The sequence below is a fragment of the Comamonas sp. C11 genome, from assembly GCF_024496285.1.
GTDB lineage: Bacteria > Pseudomonadota > Gammaproteobacteria > Burkholderiales > Burkholderiaceae_C > Comamonas > Comamonas testosteroni_F.
The window spans coordinates 582,884-601,228 of record NZ_CP101743.1; the positions used below are offsets into that span (position 1 = coordinate 582,884).

The following is an 18,345-nucleotide window of genomic DNA, read 5'->3' on the forward strand; positions in this document are numbered from 1 at the left end:
GCGCCAGAGGCCCGTGTGCTGAACCTGGGACGTAATGCTTCATTCGCAGCATCCCCTGCCAGGCCTGAGCAGGATGATGAGGCGCTGCCGGGCGGCATGTCCGGCCCGCTGGCGCAGGGGCGCGAGTTCGTCTGGTCCAACCGCGACTTTGCCCGTGTCCAGGCCCTGATCTACAAGCGTGCCGGCATCAGCCTGCATGATGGCAAGCACGCCATGGTCTACAGCCGTCTGTCGCGCCGCCTGCGCGAGACTGGGCATGAGAGCTTTGTCAGCTATCTGGACTGGCTGGAGAGCATCAACGATGGCCCTGAATGGCAGGAATTCGTCAATGCGCTGACCACGAATCTGACCTCGTTCTTCCGCGAGCAGCATCACTTCGACATCCTGGCCCAGCATCTGCGCAGCCACAAGCCCGGCGGCAATGGCTGGAAGGTATGGTGCAGCGCGGCCTCCACGGGAGAGGAGCCTTATTCCATCCTGATGACAGCGGTCGAGAGTCTCGGCGCCTCGGCCAGCTTTCAGCTCATGGCCAGCGATATCGACTCGCGCGTGCTGGAGACCGCCTCGCGCGGCATCTACCGGGCGGAGAGCCTCAAGGGCGTGAGCACCGAGCGGCTGCACCGCTTTTTCCTGCGCGGGCGCTCTGCCAACTCGGGCATGGTGCGGGTCAAACCCGAGCTGCGCCGCATGGTGGACTTTCTCAACGTCAACCTGATCGCCGGCGATTGGCCGTTCCGGGAGACGTTCGACATCGTCTTCTGCCGCAATGTGATGATTTATTTCGACGCACCGACCCAGCGTCGCGTGCTGGAGCGCATTCATCAGGTGATGCGTCCGGGTGGGCTGCTGTTTGTCGGTCATGCCGAGAACTTCAGCGATTCGCGCGATCTGTTCGCGCTCAAGGGCAAGACCGTCTATGAGCGCCAATGAAGCTGAAGGGCAGGGCTGCAAGTCATGAGGAATCTGAGCTCTCCGCTGGATCTGCCAGGTGCTGGCGCTGCCAGACCCCTGCGCGGCAACAGCTTCGTGCCCCAGGGTTATCCTGATCCGGCCATGCCGGCGCCGGTCTCATCGCTGGAGCAGCTCAAGCGCCAACCGCGCCAGCCGGGCGAGGCCTCGTTCTTCTACTACGACCCGCACTTCCAGCTCAATTCGGCCAAGGTGCTGCCGGGCGAATATTTTGTCTCGCGCGACGAGATGGCCATCGTCACCGTGCTGGGCTCCTGCATCGCGGCCTGCCTGTGGGATCGCTTTATGCGCATCGGCGGCATGAACCACTTCATGCTGCCCGACGGCGACAGCAACGATGTGTCGGGGCGCTATGGTTCGTACGCGATGGAGCTGCTGATCAATGAGATGCTCAAGCTGGGTGCGCGTCGAGAATCCATGCAGGCCAAGATTTTTGGCGGCGCCCAGGTCATGGCCAATTTCACGACCATGAATGTGGGGGAGCGCAACACCAGTTTTGTGACAGAGTATCTGCAAACCGAGCGCATTCCCATCGTCTCCGAAGACGTGCTGGATATCTATCCGCGCAAGGTGGTGTTTTTCCCGTCCACGGGCAAGGCCATGGTCAAGCGCCTGGCCCATGCCCATCCCGAGGCCTTGGTGCAGCAGGAAATCAGCCGCGGCAGCGCGGCTGCGGTGGCGCGCAATACGGCGGGCGGTTCGGTGGATCTGTTTTGAGGAAGGTTGAGCGTTGTTAAAGCCAAAAATCCGGGTGATCGTGGTGGATGACTCTGCGCTGGTGCGCAGTCTTCTGGCCGAGATCATCAACCGCCAGCATGATATGGAGTGCATCGGCTCGGCCAATGATCCGTTGATCGCACGCGAAATGATCCGCGATCTGAACCCCGACGTCATCACGCTGGATGTGGAAATGCCCCGCATGGACGGCATTGATTTCCTGGGGCGGCTCATGCGCCTGCGTCCCATGCCGGTGGTGATGATCTCCACGCTGACCGAGCGTGGCGCCGAAGTCACCATGCGCGCCCTGGAGCTGGGCGCCATTGATTTTGTGGCCAAGCCCCGCGTCGGCGTGGCCAACGGCCTGCAGGAGCTGGCCAGCCAGATCGTGGACAAGATTCGCGTGGCCGCCGTGGCCCAGGTGCACCGCCTGCCGGTGGTTCCGCACGGCGTTGCTGCGGCCGCGGGTGCGGGCGCCAAGCCTGCTGCGCCGCGTGCGCCGGTGGCACCCAGCCTGCTGGGACGTATCTCGACCGAAAAAATCATCGCCATCGGTGCCTCCACGGGAGGGACGGAAGCGATTCGTGAGGTGCTCACGCACCTGCCGGCCGACTGCCCGGCCATCGTCATCACCCAGCACATGCCGCCGGGCTTCACCACCAGTTTTGCGGCGCGCCTCAACAGCCTGTGCCAGATGACGGTCAAGGAAGCCACGCATGGCGAGCGTTTGCTGCCCGGTCACGCCTATATCGCCCCTGGTGGCAAGCATTTCTCCATCACGCGCAGCGGTGCCAACTATGTGGCCGTGGTCGATGATGCGCCGCCCGTCAACCGTCACAAGCCCTCGGTGGAAGTGCTGTTCAAGTCCGTGGCCGCCAGCGCCGGGCGCAATGCCTACGGCATCATGCTCACTGGCATGGGGGCCGATGGTGCCACCGCCATGCGCGAGATGCGCGATGCCGGCAGCTACAACCTGGTGCAGGACGAGAGCACCTGCATCGTCTTCGGCATGCCCCGCGAAGCCATTGCCCACGGTGCGGCCGACGAGGTGCTGCCTCTTCCGCAGATCGCTCATGCCCTGCTGACCAAGCTGCGTGGCGGCTCGGATCAGGTGCACCACCGCATCTAAGATTGCATAAAAAGAGAGCGCTTTGCGCTTGTCAGGTAATGACTTCAGGCTTATAGAGCTTTGAAATCAAGACTTGACCGGCGCAAGGCGCTCTCTTATTTGATGGTCTGATTATTCGGACAGCAAGGTCCAGCGCTCCAGCGCCTCCATCAGTGCTTCATCGATCTCCGCGTCGCGCTGGTGCATGGCGACGGCCTTGGCATTGTCGCTGGCAAACAGGCTGCCGTCGGCCAGCGCCTGCTGGATCTGCTTTTGCTCGGCCTCCAGTGCGGCAATCGTGGCCGGCAGGGCTTCCAGCTCGCGCTGATCCTTGTAGCTGAGCTTCTTCTTGGGGCTGGCCGCGGCGTCGGAGCGGCTTGCGACGGGCTTGGGCTCCTCCTTGGGGGTGGACTTGGCCTGTGCGGCTTCGGCCATGGCCTTGCTGCGGCGCGATTGCTCCATCCAGTCCGTTACGCCACCTTCGTATTCACGCCAGTGGCCGGGGCCCTCCCAGGCAATCGTGCTGGTGACCACGTTGTCGAGGAAAGTGCGGTCGTGGCTGACCAGAAAGACCGTGCCGTCATAGCTTTGCAGCAGGTCTTCCAGCATGTCCAGCGTCTCGATGTCCAGGTCGTTGGTTGGCTCGTCCAGCACCAGGACATTGGCCGGGCGCGCAAACAAACGGGCCAGCAGCAAGCGGTTGCGCTCGCCGCCTGACAGCGATCGGACCGGGGAATGCGCACGCGCCGGAGAGAACAGAAAGTCCGCCAGATAGCTCTTGACGTGCTTTTTCTGGCTGCCGATCTCGATCCACTCGCTGCCGGGGCTGATGAAGTCCTCCAGCGTGGCATCCAGATTCACCTGATGGCGCATCTGGTCAAAGTAGGCCACTTGCAGATTGCCGCCCAGGCGCACCTGGCCGCTGTCCGGAGCCAGCTCGCCCAGGATCATCTTCAGCAGCGTCGTCTTGCCTGCGCCGTTGGGGCCCAGCAAGCCGACCTTGTCGCCACGCAAAATGGTGCCGCTGAACTTCTCGACGATCTTCTTTTCGCCAAAGGACTTGCTGACATCGGTCAGCTCGGCCACGATCTTGCCCTGATAACCGTCGCCCTTGCCGGATGCGATATCCATATTCACGCTGCCCAGCACATCTCGGCGCTGGGCACGGCTGGCACGCAATTCCTGCAGACGGCTGATGCGGCTCTGGCTGCGGGTGCGGCGGGCTTCCACGCCCTTGCGAATCCAGACTTCTTCCTGGGCCAGCAGCTTGTCCGCCTTGGCGTTGATGACGGCTTCCTGGCTGAGCTGCTCTTCCTTTTGTAGCACGTACTGAGAGAAGTTGCCCGGGTAGGTGCGCAGAACGCCCCGATCCAGCTCCACGATGCGAGTGGCAATACGGTCCAGAAAGCTGCGGTCGTGGGTGATCGTGATCACACTGCCCTTGAAGGCAATCAACAACTCTTCCAGCCACTCGATGGAGTCCAGATCCAGGTGGTTGGTCGGCTCGTCGAGCAGCAATACATCGGGGCGGGCCACCAGGGCCTGGGCCAGTGCCACACGCTTGCGGGTGCCGCCAGACAGGCTGCCCACCAGGGCGTTCGGGTCCAGATGCAGACGCTGCAATGTTTCCTCTACGCGCTGCTCCCAGTTCCAGGCGTCATAGGCCTCGATTTGCGTCTGCAGCTCGTCCAGATCCTCGCCCTCGCCACCGGCCAGATAGCGCTCACGAATCGCAATCACGGCCGCAATGCCGTCGGATGCCGACTCGAAGATGGTGTGCGCAGGGTTCAGATCGGGCTCCTGTGCCACATAGGTAATGCGGATCCCGTTCTGCACCTGGAGCTGGCCATCATCGGCCTTTGCCAGGCCGCCCAGAATCTTGAGCAGCGAAGACTTGCCGGCGCCGTTGCGGCCGATCAGACCGACGCGCTCGCCGGTCTCCAGGGAAAAATTAGCGTGGTCCAGTAGAGCCACGTGCCCGAACGCCAATTGAGCGTCTAACAAAGTAATCAGTGCCATCGTGCCTGCATTATCGTTGGCCTCCATAGAGACAGCGGCCGTGAGGCCGCTGTCTCTATCTCTGGCAGTGGATGCAACGGTCGCAAAGACCACTCTGGCAGATGAATCTTTTGTGTCAGAAGCGGCGTGGCTAGGGTTTTACCTATGCTATAGTTCAGTCCATCGCAGCAAACGACTGCCTCGCAAAACTCCAAAGTTCTTGCGCAGGAATGAAAAAGTTGTGATACACTGCAAGGCTTCGCTGATCGCAGCAAGCAACGAGATTCAAGATCGGTTCTTCTGATTTTGCGCTCGGTTCCTTAAAAAAATACAGCCGATAAGCGTGGGCGTTTGAGGGCAAGCAGCCAGTTCTTCGGAACAAACTCTTCGGAGTTATCAAACGCTCACAAAAACAGTAATGAGGAAGAATTTATTCTTCTTGATTCCGTCAAGTGAGTGAGCAGTCGAAAGACTTTAAATTCAAGATCGAACTATAGAGTTTGATCCTGGCTCAGATTGAACGCTGGCGGCATGCTTTACACATGCAAGTCGAACGGTAACAGGTCTTCGGATGCTGACGAGTGGCGAACGGGTGAGTAATACATCGGAACGTGCCTAGTAGTGGGGGATAACTACTCGAAAGAGTAGCTAATACCGCATGAGATCTACGGATGAAAGCAGGGGACCTTCGGGCCTTGTGCTACTAGAGCGGCTGATGGCAGATTAGGTAGTTGGTGGGGTAAAGGCTTACCAAGCCTGCGATCTGTAGCTGGTCTGAGAGGACGACCAGCCACACTGGGACTGAGACACGGCCCAGACTCCTACGGGAGGCAGCAGTGGGGAATTTTGGACAATGGGCGAAAGCCTGATCCAGCAATGCCGCGTGCAGGATGAAGGCCCTCGGGTTGTAAACTGCTTTTGTACGGAACGAAAAGCCTGGGGCTAATATCCCCGGGTCATGACGGTACCGTAAGAATAAGCACCGGCTAACTACGTGCCAGCAGCCGCGGTAATACGTAGGGTGCAAGCGTTAATCGGAATTACTGGGCGTAAAGCGTGCGCAGGCGGTTTTGTAAGACAGTGGTGAAATCCCCGGGCTCAACCTGGGAACTGCCATTGTGACTGCAAGGCTAGAGTGCGGCAGAGGGGGATGGAATTCCGCGTGTAGCAGTGAAATGCGTAGATATGCGGAGGAACACCGATGGCGAAGGCAATCCCCTGGGCCTGCACTGACGCTCATGCACGAAAGCGTGGGGAGCAAACAGGATTAGATACCCTGGTAGTCCACGCCCTAAACGATGTCAACTGGTTGTTGGGTCTTAACTGACTCAGTAACGAAGCTAACGCGTGAAGTTGACCGCCTGGGGAGTACGGCCGCAAGGTTGAAACTCAAAGGAATTGACGGGGACCCGCACAAGCGGTGGATGATGTGGTTTAATTCGATGCAACGCGAAAAACCTTACCCACCTTTGACATGGCAGGAACTTACCAGAGATGGTTTGGTGCTCGAAAGAGAACCTGCACACAGGTGCTGCATGGCTGTCGTCAGCTCGTGTCGTGAGATGTTGGGTTAAGTCCCGCAACGAGCGCAACCCTTGCCATTAGTTGCTACATTCAGTTGAGCACTCTAATGGGACTGCCGGTGACAAACCGGAGGAAGGTGGGGATGACGTCAAGTCCTCATGGCCCTTATAGGTGGGGCTACACACGTCATACAATGGCTGGTACAAAGGGTTGCCAACCCGCGAGGGGGAGCTAATCCCATAAAGCCAGTCGTAGTCCGGATCGCAGTCTGCAACTCGACTGCGTGAAGTCGGAATCGCTAGTAATCGTGGATCAGAATGTCACGGTGAATACGTTCCCGGGTCTTGTACACACCGCCCGTCACACCATGGGAGCGGGTCTCGCCAGAAGTAGGTAGCCTAACCGCAAGGAGGGCGCTTACCACGGCGGGGTTCGTGACTGGGGTGAAGTCGTAACAAGGTAGCCGTATCGGAAGGTGCGGCTGGATCACCTCCTTTCTGGAAAAATGCTGCTTCAAATTGAACGTCCACACTTATCGGTTGTTGGAACAAGCCAGGTGGCCTGCTGAGTGACGGCGGGCTGCATGGAATGGGTCTGTAGCTCAGCTGGTTAGAGCACTGTGTTGATAACGCAGGGGTCGTTGGTTCGAGCCCAACTAGACCCACCAAGATTCCAATATCTGGTCAGAGGATCCCGGGGGATTAGCTCAGCTGGGAGAGCACCTGCTTTGCAAGCAGGGGGTCGTCGGTTCGATCCCGTCATCCTCCACCAAAAATGATAGCGCTAATGGTGCTATAATCGTTGGCTCAGCAGATGTGAAGCGCAAGCGAAGCAAAAGCAGAGTGAAAGCGAAAAAACCAAATTCAATATAAAAGCAGTCTGCATCAGACTGCTTTTATATTGATCTTTGATCAATAGGCTGTTCTTTAAAAATTCATAGAGTCGAAATCAGCGTTGCTGGTGGAAAGCACAAACCAAGGTTTGTGCACCGTGCCGCCAGCAACATTTTGATTGCGTCAAAACAGATATTTTGCGAATGCAAATGTATCTAGTAATGACGAATATTCTCTAAGCTGCGTCGAAAGATGCAGCCAAAGATATTCACATTACGGCATAACGCGTGAGGTGCAAGACCTCACCAGTCTTTGAACACCAGGCTTTGATTCTCGACGAGAGAGTCCAAAGTTATAGGGTCAAGTGACTAAGAGCATATGGTGGATGCCTTGGCGATGATAGGCGACGAAAGACGTGATAGCCTGCGATAAGCTTCGGGGAGCTGGCAAATAAGCTTTGATCCGGAGATTTCTGAATGGGGGAACCCACCTCGCAAGAGGTATCGTGCACTGAATACATAGGTGCACGAAGCGAACCTGGAGAACTGAAACATCTAAGTACCCAGAGGAAAAGACATCAACCGAGATTCCGATAGTAGTGGCGAGCGAATTCGGAAGAGCCTTGCAGTGATAGTCGATCAGTTAACAAAACGGCATGGAAAGGCCGACCATAGTGGGTGATAGTCCCGTATGTGAAAACCGATCGGTGGTACTAGGCTGCAGACAAGTAGGGCGGGGCACGAGAAACCCTGTCTGAATATGGGGGGACCATCCTCCAAGGCTAAATACTCATCATCGACCGATAGTGAACCAGTACCGTGAGGGAAAGGCGAAAAGAACCCCGGGAGGGGAGTGAAATAGATCCTGAAACCGTATGCTTACAAAAAGTCGGAGCCCTTAGGGGTGACGGCGTACCTTTTGTATAATGGGTCAGCGACTTACATTCAGTGGCAAGCTTAACCGAATAGGGGAGGCGAAGAGAAATCGAGTCCGAATAGGGCGACTAGTCGCTGGGTGTAGACCCGAAACCAAGTGATCTATCCATGGCCAGGATGAAGGTGCCGTAACAGGTACTGGAGGTCCGAACCCACTAATGTTGCAAAATTAGGGGATGAGCTGTGGATAGGGGTGAAAGGCTAAACAAACTTGGAAATAGCTGGTTCTCTCCGAAAACTATTTAGGTAGTGCCTCAAGTATTACCGTCGGGGGTAGAGCACTGTTTAGGCTAGGGGGTCATGGCGACTTACCAAACCTATGCAAACTCCGAATACCGACGAGTACAGCTTGGGAGACAGAGCACCGGGTGCTAACGTCCGGACTCAAGAGGGAAACAACCCAGACCGCCAGCTAAGGTCCCTAAAATTGGCTAAGTGGGAAACGAAGTGGGAAGGCTAAAACAGTCAGGATGTTGGCTTAGAAGCAGCCATCATTTAAAGAAAGCGTAATAGCTCACTGATCGAGTCGTCCTGCGCGGAAGATGTAACGGGGCTAAGCCAGTTACCGAAGCTGCGGATTTGCAATTTATTGCAAGTGGTAGGAGAGCGTTCTGTAAGCCTGTGAAGGTGTCTGGTAACGGATGCTGGAGGTATCAGAAGTGCGAATGCTGACATGAGTAGCGTTAAAGGGGGTGAAAAGCCCCCTCGCCGTAAGCGCAAGGTTTCCTACGCAACGTTCATCGGCGTAGGGTGAGTCGGCCCCTAAGGCGAGGCAGAGATGCGTAGCTGATGGGAAACAGGTCAATATTCCTGTACCGATCAATAGTGCGATGTGGGGACGGAGAAGGTTAGCTCAGCCAACTGTTGGATATGTTGGTTCAAGCCTGTAGTCGTGCCTGGTAGGCAAATCCGCCAGGCTTAGATGAGGGGTGATAACGAGTCTGCTTGCAGACGAAGTGAGTGATACCCTGCTTCCAGGAAAAGCCACTAAGCTTCAGCTATTGACGACCGTACCGCAAACCGACACTGGTGCGCGAGATGAGTATTCTAAGGCGCTTGAGAGAACTCAGGAGAAGGAACTCGGCAAATTGACACCGTAACTTCGGGAGAAGGTGTACCCCAAGTAAGTGAAGTTGTACAAACGGAGCTCAAAGGGGTTGCAAAAAATTGGTGGCTGCGACTGTTTAATAAAAACACAGCACTCTGCAAACACGAAAGTGGACGTATAGGGTGTGACGCCTGCCCGGTGCTGGAAGATTAAATGATGGGGTGCAAGCTCTTGATTGAAGTCCCAGTAAACGGCGGCCGTAACTATAACGGTCCTAAGGTAGCGAAATTCCTTGTCGGGTAAGTTCCGACCTGCACGAATGGCGTAACGATGGCCACACTGTCTCCTCCTGAGACTCAGCGAAGTTGAAATGTTTGTGATGATGCAATCTCCCCGCGGAAAGACGGAAAGACCCCATGAACCTTTACTGTAGCTTTGTATTGGACTTTGAACGGATCTGTGTAGGATAGGTGGGAGGCTTTGAAGTGCGGTCGCTAGATCGCATGGAGCCAACGTTGAAATACCACCCTGGTGCGTTTGAGGTTCTAACCTGGATCCATTATCTGGATCGGGGACAGTGCATGGTAGGCAGTTTGACTGGGGCGGTCTCCTCCCAAAGCGTAACGGAGGAGTTCGAAGGTACGCTAGTTACGGTCGGACATCGTGACGATAGTGCAATGGCATAAGCGTGCTTAACTGCGAGACTGACAAGTCGAGCAGATGCGAAAGCAGGACATAGTGATCCGGTGGTTCTGTATGGAAGGGCCATCGCTCAACGGATAAAAGGTACTCTGGGGATAACAGGCTGATACCGCCCAAGAGTTCATATCGACGGCGGTGTTTGGCACCTCGATGTCGGCTCATCTCATCCTGGGGCTGTAGTCGGTCCCAAGGGTATGGCTGTTCGCCATTTAAAGAGGTACGTGAGCTGGGTTTAAAACGTCGTGAGACAGTTTGGTCCCTATCTTCCGTGGGCGCTGCAGATTTGAGGAAGCCTGCTCCTAGTACGAGAGGACCGGAGTGGACACACCTCTGGTGTACCTGTTGTCACGCCAGTGGCATCGCAGGGTAGCTAAGTGTGGAAGAGATAACCGCTGAAAGCATCTAAGCGGGAAACTCGTTTCAAGATGAGATCTGCCGGGGCCTTGAGCCCCCTGAAGGGTCGTTGTAGACCACGACGTTGATAGGCTGGGTGTGGAAGCGCAGCAATGCGTTAAGCTAACCAGTACTAATTGCCCGTGCGGCTTGACCCTATAACTTTGGGTAAGCCTGGAAAAATAAAGACAGAACGCAAGTTCTAGTTATGCCGAAAAGGCGCAATCGAAAAGCTGATCGAAGACTCTATGAATTCGTTGGACTGAAGGTGAGCGAGATTAAGAAGTTAATCGAGGCGCCGTCAATCTGACAAAAAGTTTATGCCTGATGACCATAGCAAGTTGGTACCACTCCTTCCCATCCCGAACAGGACAGTGAAACGACTTAGCGCCGATGATAGTGCGGGTTCCCGTGTGAAAGTAGGTCATCGTCAGGCTCTTACGCCAAAACGCCTGGCTCACGCCAGGCGTTTTCTTCTCCCTCCTTGTGCTAAGGGGCGAGAAGAAAACGCAAAAACGTTTTAAAAGTGCTGTGAAAACAGTGCTACAATAGAAGGCTTCGCTGATCGCAGCAAGCAACGAGATTCAAGATCGGTTCTTCTGATTTTGTACTCGGTTCCTTAAAAAAATACAGCCGATAAGCGTGGGCGTTTGAGGGCAAGCAGCCAGTTCTTCGGAACAAACTCTTCGGAGTTATCAAACGCTCACAAAAACAGTAATGAGGAAGAATTTATTCTTCTTGATTCCGTCAAGTGAGTGAGCAGTCGAAAGACTTTAAATTCAAGATCGAACTATAGAGTTTGATCCTGGCTCAGATTGAACGCTGGCGGCATGCTTTACACATGCAAGTCGAACGGTAACAGGTCTTCGGATGCTGACGAGTGGCGAACGGGTGAGTAATACATCGGAACGTGCCTAGTAGTGGGGGATAACTACTCGAAAGAGTAGCTAATACCGCATGAGATCTACGGATGAAAGCAGGGGACCTTCGGGCCTTGTGCTACTAGAGCGGCTGATGGCAGATTAGGTAGTTGGTGGGGTAAAGGCTTACCAAGCCTGCGATCTGTAGCTGGTCTGAGAGGACGACCAGCCACACTGGGACTGAGACACGGCCCAGACTCCTACGGGAGGCAGCAGTGGGGAATTTTGGACAATGGGCGAAAGCCTGATCCAGCAATGCCGCGTGCAGGATGAAGGCCCTCGGGTTGTAAACTGCTTTTGTACGGAACGAAAAGCCTGGGGCTAATATCCCCGGGTCATGACGGTACCGTAAGAATAAGCACCGGCTAACTACGTGCCAGCAGCCGCGGTAATACGTAGGGTGCAAGCGTTAATCGGAATTACTGGGCGTAAAGCGTGCGCAGGCGGTTTTGTAAGACAGTGGTGAAATCCCCGGGCTCAACCTGGGAACTGCCATTGTGACTGCAAGGCTAGAGTGCGGCAGAGGGGGATGGAATTCCGCGTGTAGCAGTGAAATGCGTAGATATGCGGAGGAACACCGATGGCGAAGGCAATCCCCTGGGCCTGCACTGACGCTCATGCACGAAAGCGTGGGGAGCAAACAGGATTAGATACCCTGGTAGTCCACGCCCTAAACGATGTCAACTGGTTGTTGGGTCTTAACTGACTCAGTAACGAAGCTAACGCGTGAAGTTGACCGCCTGGGGAGTACGGCCGCAAGGTTGAAACTCAAAGGAATTGACGGGGACCCGCACAAGCGGTGGATGATGTGGTTTAATTCGATGCAACGCGAAAAACCTTACCCACCTTTGACATGGCAGGAACTTACCAGAGATGGTTTGGTGCTCGAAAGAGAACCTGCACACAGGTGCTGCATGGCTGTCGTCAGCTCGTGTCGTGAGATGTTGGGTTAAGTCCCGCAACGAGCGCAACCCTTGCCATTAGTTGCTACATTCAGTTGAGCACTCTAATGGGACTGCCGGTGACAAACCGGAGGAAGGTGGGGATGACGTCAAGTCCTCATGGCCCTTATAGGTGGGGCTACACACGTCATACAATGGCTGGTACAAAGGGTTGCCAACCCGCGAGGGGGAGCTAATCCCATAAAGCCAGTCGTAGTCCGGATCGCAGTCTGCAACTCGACTGCGTGAAGTCGGAATCGCTAGTAATCGTGGATCAGAATGTCACGGTGAATACGTTCCCGGGTCTTGTACACACCGCCCGTCACACCATGGGAGCGGGTCTCGCCAGAAGTAGGTAGCCTAACCGCAAGGAGGGCGCTTACCACGGCGGGGTTCGTGACTGGGGTGAAGTCGTAACAAGGTAGCCGTATCGGAAGGTGCGGCTGGATCACCTCCTTTCTGGAAAAATGCTGCTTCAAATTGAACGTCCACACTTATCGGTTGTTGGAACAAGCCAGGTGGCCTGCTGAGTGACGGCGGGCTGCATGGAATGGGTCTGTAGCTCAGCTGGTTAGAGCACTGTGTTGATAACGCAGGGGTCGTTGGTTCGAGCCCAACTAGACCCACCAAGATTCCAATATCTGGTCAGAGGATCCCGGGGGATTAGCTCAGCTGGGAGAGCACCTGCTTTGCAAGCAGGGGGTCGTCGGTTCGATCCCGTCATCCTCCACCAAAAATGATAGCGCCCAAAGGTGCTATAATCGTTGGCTCAGCAGATGTGAAGCGCAAGCGAAGCAAAAGCAGAGTGAAAGCGAAAAAACCAAATTCAATATAAAAGCAGTCTGCATCAGACTGCTTTTATATTGATCTTTGATCAATAGGCTGTTCTTTAAAAATTCATAGAGTCGAAATCAGCGTTGCTGGTGGAAAGAGTTGAAAAATACTCACCGTGCCGCCAGCAACATTTTGATTGCGTCAAAACAGATATTTTGCGAATGCAAATGTATCTAGTAATGACGAATATTCTCTAAGCTGCATCGAAAGATGCAGCCAAAGATATTCACATTACGGCATAACGCGTGAGGTGCAAGACCTCACCAGTCTTTGAAACCAGGCTTTGATTCTCGACGAGAGAGTCCAAAGTTATAGGGTCAAGTGACTAAGAGCATATGGTGGATGCCTTGGCGATGATAGGCGACGAAAGACGTGATAGCCTGCGATAAGCTTCGGGGAGCTGGCAAATAAGCTTTGATCCGGAGATTTCTGAATGGGGGAACCCACCTCGCAAGAGGTATCGTGCACTGAATACATAGGTGCACGAAGCGAACCTGGAGAACTGAAACATCTAAGTACCCAGAGGAAAAGACATCAACCGAGATTCCGATAGTAGTGGCGAGCGAATTCGGAAGAGCCTTGCAGTGATAGTCGATCAGTTAACAAAACGGCATGGAAAGGCCGACCATAGTGGGTGATAGTCCCGTATGTGAAAACCGATCGGTGGTACTAGGCTGCAGACAAGTAGGGCGGGGCACGAGAAACCCTGTCTGAATATGGGGGGACCATCCTCCAAGGCTAAATACTCATCATCGACCGATAGTGAACCAGTACCGTGAGGGAAAGGCGAAAAGAACCCCGGGAGGGGAGTGAAATAGATCCTGAAACCGTATGCTTACAAAAAGTCGGAGCCCTTAGGGGTGACGGCGTACCTTTTGTATAATGGGTCAGCGACTTACATTCAGTGGCAAGCTTAACCGAATAGGGGAGGCGAAGAGAAATCGAGTCCGAATAGGGCGACTAGTCGCTGGGTGTAGACCCGAAACCAAGTGATCTATCCATGGCCAGGATGAAGGTGCCGTAACAGGTACTGGAGGTCCGAACCCACTAATGTTGCAAAATTAGGGGATGAGCTGTGGATAGGGGTGAAAGGCTAAACAAACTTGGAAATAGCTGGTTCTCTCCGAAAACTATTTAGGTAGTGCCTCAAGTATTACCGTCGGGGGTAGAGCACTGTTTAGGCTAGGGGGTCATGGCGACTTACCAAACCTATGCAAACTCCGAATACCGACGAGTACAGCTTGGGAGACAGAGCACCGGGTGCTAACGTCCGGACTCAAGAGGGAAACAACCCAGACCGCCAGCTAAGGTCCCTAAAATTGGCTAAGTGGGAAACGAAGTGGGAAGGCTAAAACAGTCAGGATGTTGGCTTAGAAGCAGCCATCATTTAAAGAAAGCGTAATAGCTCACTGATCGAGTCGTCCTGCGCGGAAGATGTAACGGGGCTAAGCCAGTTACCGAAGCTGCGGATTTGCAATTTATTGCAAGTGGTAGGAGAGCGTTCTGTAAGCCTGTGAAGGTGTCTGGTAACGGATGCTGGAGGTATCAGAAGTGCGAATGCTGACATGAGTAGCGTTAAAGGGGGTGAAAAGCCCCCTCGCCGTAAGCGCAAGGTTTCCTACGCAACGTTCATCGGCGTAGGGTGAGTCGGCCCCTAAGGCGAGGCAGAGATGCGTAGCTGATGGGAAACAGGTCAATATTCCTGTACCGATCAATAGTGCGATGTGGGGACGGAGAAGGTTAGCTCAGCCAACTGTTGGATATGTTGGTTCAAGCCTGTAGTCGTGCCTGGTAGGCAAATCCGCCAGGCTTAGATGAGGGGTGATAACGAGTCTGCTTGCAGACGAAGTGAGTGATACCCTGCTTCCAGGAAAAGCCACTAAGCTTCAGCTATTGACGACCGTACCGCAAACCGACACTGGTGCGCGAGATGAGTATTCTAAGGCGCTTGAGAGAACTCAGGAGAAGGAACTCGGCAAATTGACACCGTAACTTCGGGAGAAGGTGTACCCCAAGTAAGTGAAGTTGTACAAACGGAGCTCAAAGGGGTTGCAAAAAATTGGTGGCTGCGACTGTTTAATAAAAACACAGCACTCTGCAAACACGAAAGTGGACGTATAGGGTGTGACGCCTGCCCGGTGCTGGAAGATTAAATGATGGGGTGCAAGCTCTTGATTGAAGTCCCAGTAAACGGCGGCCGTAACTATAACGGTCCTAAGGTAGCGAAATTCCTTGTCGGGTAAGTTCCGACCTGCACGAATGGCGTAACGATGGCCACACTGTCTCCTCCTGAGACTCAGCGAAGTTGAAATGTTTGTGATGATGCAATCTCCCCGCGGAAAGACGGAAAGACCCCATGAACCTTTACTGTAGCTTTGTATTGGACTTTGAACGGATCTGTGTAGGATAGGTGGGAGGCTTTGAAGTGCGGTCGCTAGATCGCATGGAGCCAACGTTGAAATACCACCCTGGTGCGTTTGAGGTTCTAACCTGGATCCATTATCTGGATCGGGGACAGTGCATGGTAGGCAGTTTGACTGGGGCGGTCTCCTCCCAAAGCGTAACGGAGGAGTTCGAAGGTACGCTAGTTACGGTCGGACATCGTGACGATAGTGCAATGGCATAAGCGTGCTTAACTGCGAGACTGACAAGTCGAGCAGATGCGAAAGCAGGACATAGTGATCCGGTGGTTCTGTATGGAAGGGCCATCGCTCAACGGATAAAAGGTACTCTGGGGATAACAGGCTGATACCGCCCAAGAGTTCATATCGACGGCGGTGTTTGGCACCTCGATGTCGGCTCATCTCATCCTGGGGCTGTAGTCGGTCCCAAGGGTATGGCTGTTCGCCATTTAAAGAGGTACGTGAGCTGGGTTTAAAACGTCGTGAGACAGTTTGGTCCCTATCTTCCGTGGGCGCTGCAGATTTGAGGAAGCCTGCTCCTAGTACGAGAGGACCGGAGTGGACACACCTCTGGTGTACCTGTTGTCACGCCAGTGGCATCGCAGGGTAGCTAAGTGTGGAAGAGATAACCGCTGAAAGCATCTAAGCGGGAAACTCGTTTCAAGATGAGATCTGCCGGGGCCTTGAGCCCCCTGAAGGGTCGTTGTAGACCACGACGTTGATAGGCTGGGTGTGGAAGCGCAGCAATGCGTTAAGCTAACCAGTACTAATTGCCCGTGCGGCTTGACCCTATAACTTTGGGTAAGCCTGGAAAAATAAAGACAGAACGCAAGTTCTAGTTATGCCGAAAAGGCGCAATCGAAAAGCTGATTGAAGACTCTATGAATTCGTTGGACTGAGGGTGAGCGAGATTAAGAAGTTAATCGAGGCGCCGTCAATCTGACAAAAAGTTTATGCCTGATGACCATAGCAAGTTGGTACCACTCCTTCCCATCCCGAACAGGACAGTGAAACGACTTAGCGCCGATGATAGTGCGGGTTCCCGTGTGAAAGTAGGTCATCGTCAGGCTCTTACGCCAAAACGCCTGGCTCACGCCAGGCGTTTTCTTCTCCCTCCTTGTGCTAAGGGGTGAGAAGAAAACGCAAAAACGTTTCAAAAGTGCTGTGAAAACAGTGCTACAATAGAAGGCTTCGCTGATCGCAGCAAGCAACGAGATTCAAGATCGGTTCTTCTGATTTTGCACTCGGTTCCTTAAAAAAATACAGCCGATAAGCGTGGGCGTTTGAGGGCAAGCAGCCAGTTCTTCGGAACAAACTCTTCGGAGTTATCAAACGCTCACAAAAACAGTAATGAGGAAGAATTTATTCTTCTTGATTCCGTCAAGTGAGTGAGCAGTCGAAAGACTTTAAATTCAAGATCGAACTATAGAGTTTGATCCTGGCTCAGATTGAACGCTGGCGGCATGCTTTACACATGCAAGTCGAACGGTAACAGGTCTTCGGATGCTGACGAGTGGCGAACGGGTGAGTAATACATCGGAACGTGCCTAGTAGTGGGGGATAACTACTCGAAAGAGTAGCTAATACCGCATGAGATCTACGGATGAAAGCAGGGGACCTTCGGGCCTTGTGCTACTAGAGCGGCTGATGGCAGATTAGGTAGTTGGTGGGGTAAAGGCTTACCAAGCCTGCGATCTGTAGCTGGTCTGAGAGGACGACCAGCCACACTGGGACTGAGACACGGCCCAGACTCCTACGGGAGGCAGCAGTGGGGAATTTTGGACAATGGGCGAAAGCCTGATCCAGCAATGCCGCGTGCAGGATGAAGGCCCTCGGGTTGTAAACTGCTTTTGTACGGAACGAAAAGCCTGGGGCTAATATCCCCGGGTCATGACGGTACCGTAAGAATAAGCACCGGCTAACTACGTGCCAGCAGCCGCGGTAATACGTAGGGTGCAAGCGTTAATCGGAATTACTGGGCGTAAAGCGTGCGCAGGCGGTTTTGTAAGACAGTGGTGAAATCCCCGGGCTCAACCTGGGAACTGCCATTGTGACTGCAAGGCTAGAGTGCGGCAGAGGGGGATGGAATTCCGCGTGTAGCAGTGAAATGCGTAGATATGCGGAGGAACACCGATGGCGAAGGCAATCCCCTGGGCCTGCACTGACGCTCATGCACGAAAGCGTGGGGAGCAAACAGGATTAGATACCCTGGTAGTCCACGCCCTAAACGATGTCAACTGGTTGTTGGGTCTTAACTGACTCAGTAACGAAGCTAACGCGTGAAGTTGACCGCCTGGGGAGTACGGCCGCAAGGTTGAAACTCAAAGGAATTGACGGGGACCCGCACAAGCGGTGGATGATGTGGTTTAATTCGATGCAACGCGAAAAACCTTACCCACCTTTGACATGGCAGGAACTTACCAGAGATGGTTTGGTGCTCGAAAGAGAACCTGCACACAGGTGCTGCATGGCTGTCGTCAGCTCGTGTCGTGAGATGTTGGGTTAAGTCCCGCAACGAGCGCAACCCTTGCCATTAGTTGCTACATTCAGTTGAGCACTCTAATGGGACTGCCGGTGACAAACCGGAGGAAGGTGGGGATGACGTCAAGTCCTCATGGCCCTTATAGGTGGGGCTACACACGTCATACAATGGCTGGTACAAAGGGTTGCCAACCCGCGAGGGGGAGCTAATCCCATAAAGCCAGTCGTAGTCCGGATCGCAGTCTGCAACTCGACTGCGTGAAGTCGGAATCGCTAGTAATCGTGGATCAGAATGTCACGGTGAATACGTTCCCGGGTCTTGTACACACCGCCCGTCACACCATGGGAGCGGGTCTCGCCAGAAGTAGGTAGCCTAACCGCAAGGAGGGCGCTTACCACGGCGGGGTTCGTGACTGGGGTGAAGTCGTAACAAGGTAGCCGTATCGGAAGGTGCGGCTGGATCACCTCCTTTCTGGAAAAATGCTGCTTCAAATTGAACGTCCACACTTATCGGTTGTTGGAACAAGCCAGGTGGCCTGC

The 18,345-nt window shown here is 54.3% G+C and carries 4 protein-coding genes, 4 tRNA genes and 7 rRNA genes; 14 read left to right on the top strand and 1 reads right to left on the bottom strand.

The genetic code is table 11. The features are described from left to right. The first annotated feature begins 15 nt into the window (after window positions 1–15). Genes NOX35_RS02690 through NOX35_RS02700 form a run of 3 tightly spaced genes read left to right on the top strand, consistent with a single transcriptional unit; the run spans window position 16 to window position 2,815 of the window. Window positions 16–930: a CheR family methyltransferase gene (locus NOX35_RS02690; protein ID WP_256495637.1), complete on the top strand. Its 915-nt coding sequence runs from the start codon at window positions 16–18 to the stop codon at window positions 928–930. Between the two features lie 24 nt (window positions 931–954). Next, window positions 955–1,686: a chemoreceptor glutamine deamidase CheD gene (cheD, locus tag NOX35_RS02695; protein ID WP_087085274.1), complete on the top strand. Its 732-nt coding sequence runs from the start codon at window positions 955–957 to the stop codon at window positions 1,684–1,686. Window positions 1,687–1,699: 13 nt separating this feature from the next. Beyond that, entirely contained in the window at window positions 1,700–2,815 is a 1,116-nt protein-coding gene (locus tag NOX35_RS02700) for a chemotaxis response regulator protein-glutamate methylesterase (RefSeq protein ID WP_198424708.1), read from the top strand. A gap of 111 nt (window positions 2,816–2,926) precedes the next feature. Here the strand turns inward: NOX35_RS02700 and NOX35_RS02705 are convergent, their stop codons facing one another. After that, a complete protein-coding gene (locus NOX35_RS02705; protein WP_182285516.1) occupies window positions 2,927–4,813 on the bottom strand; it encodes an ATP-binding cassette domain-containing protein in 1,887 nt (628 codons plus the stop codon). 467 nt (window positions 4,814–5,280) lie between these two features. Here NOX35_RS02705 and NOX35_RS02710 point away from each other — a divergent pair. From NOX35_RS02710 to NOX35_RS02760, 11 genes are all read left to right on the top strand, one after another. Further along, a 16S ribosomal RNA gene (locus NOX35_RS02710) occupies window positions 5,281–6,813 on the top strand. A gap of 93 nt (window positions 6,814–6,906) precedes the next feature. Next, window positions 6,907–6,983, top strand: a tRNA-Ile gene (locus NOX35_RS02715). 28 nt (window positions 6,984–7,011) lie between these two features. After that, window positions 7,012–7,087: transfer RNA gene (locus tag NOX35_RS02720), tRNA-Ala, on the top strand. 420 nt (window positions 7,088–7,507) lie between these two features. Further along, window positions 7,508–10,385: ribosomal RNA gene (locus tag NOX35_RS02725) — 23S ribosomal RNA — on the top strand. A gap of 165 nt (window positions 10,386–10,550) precedes the next feature. Further along, window positions 10,551–10,663: ribosomal RNA gene (gene rrf / locus NOX35_RS02730) — 5S ribosomal RNA — on the top strand. A 351-nt stretch (window positions 10,664–11,014) separates the two neighbouring features. Then, a 16S ribosomal RNA gene (locus NOX35_RS02735) occupies window positions 11,015–12,547 on the top strand. A gap of 93 nt (window positions 12,548–12,640) precedes the next feature. Continuing rightward, window positions 12,641–12,717 (top strand) — tRNA-Ile (locus NOX35_RS02740). Between the two features lie 28 nt (window positions 12,718–12,745). Further along, window positions 12,746–12,821, top strand: a tRNA-Ala gene (locus NOX35_RS02745). 416 nt (window positions 12,822–13,237) lie between these two features. Continuing rightward, window positions 13,238–16,115 (top strand): 23S ribosomal RNA (locus NOX35_RS02750). Between the two features lie 165 nt (window positions 16,116–16,280). Next, window positions 16,281–16,393, top strand: a 5S ribosomal RNA gene (rrf, locus tag NOX35_RS02755). Between the two features lie 351 nt (window positions 16,394–16,744). Next, window positions 16,745–18,277: ribosomal RNA gene (locus tag NOX35_RS02760) — 16S ribosomal RNA — on the top strand. Together the 16S, 23S and 5S rRNA genes with 4 tRNA genes alongside form the textbook arrangement of a ribosomal RNA operon. The last annotated feature ends 68 nt before the right edge of the window (window positions 18,278–18,345 follow it).

Excerpts from the sequence above, each read along its gene's own strand:
- cheD (WP_087085274.1), top strand. The coding sequence starts at position 955 with ATGAGGAATCTGAGCTCTCCGCTGGATCTGCCAGGTGCTGGCGCTGCC.
- NOX35_RS02705 (WP_182285516.1), bottom strand. The coding sequence starts at position 4,813 with ATGGCACTGATTACTTTGTTAGACGCTCAATTGGCGTTCGGGCACGTG.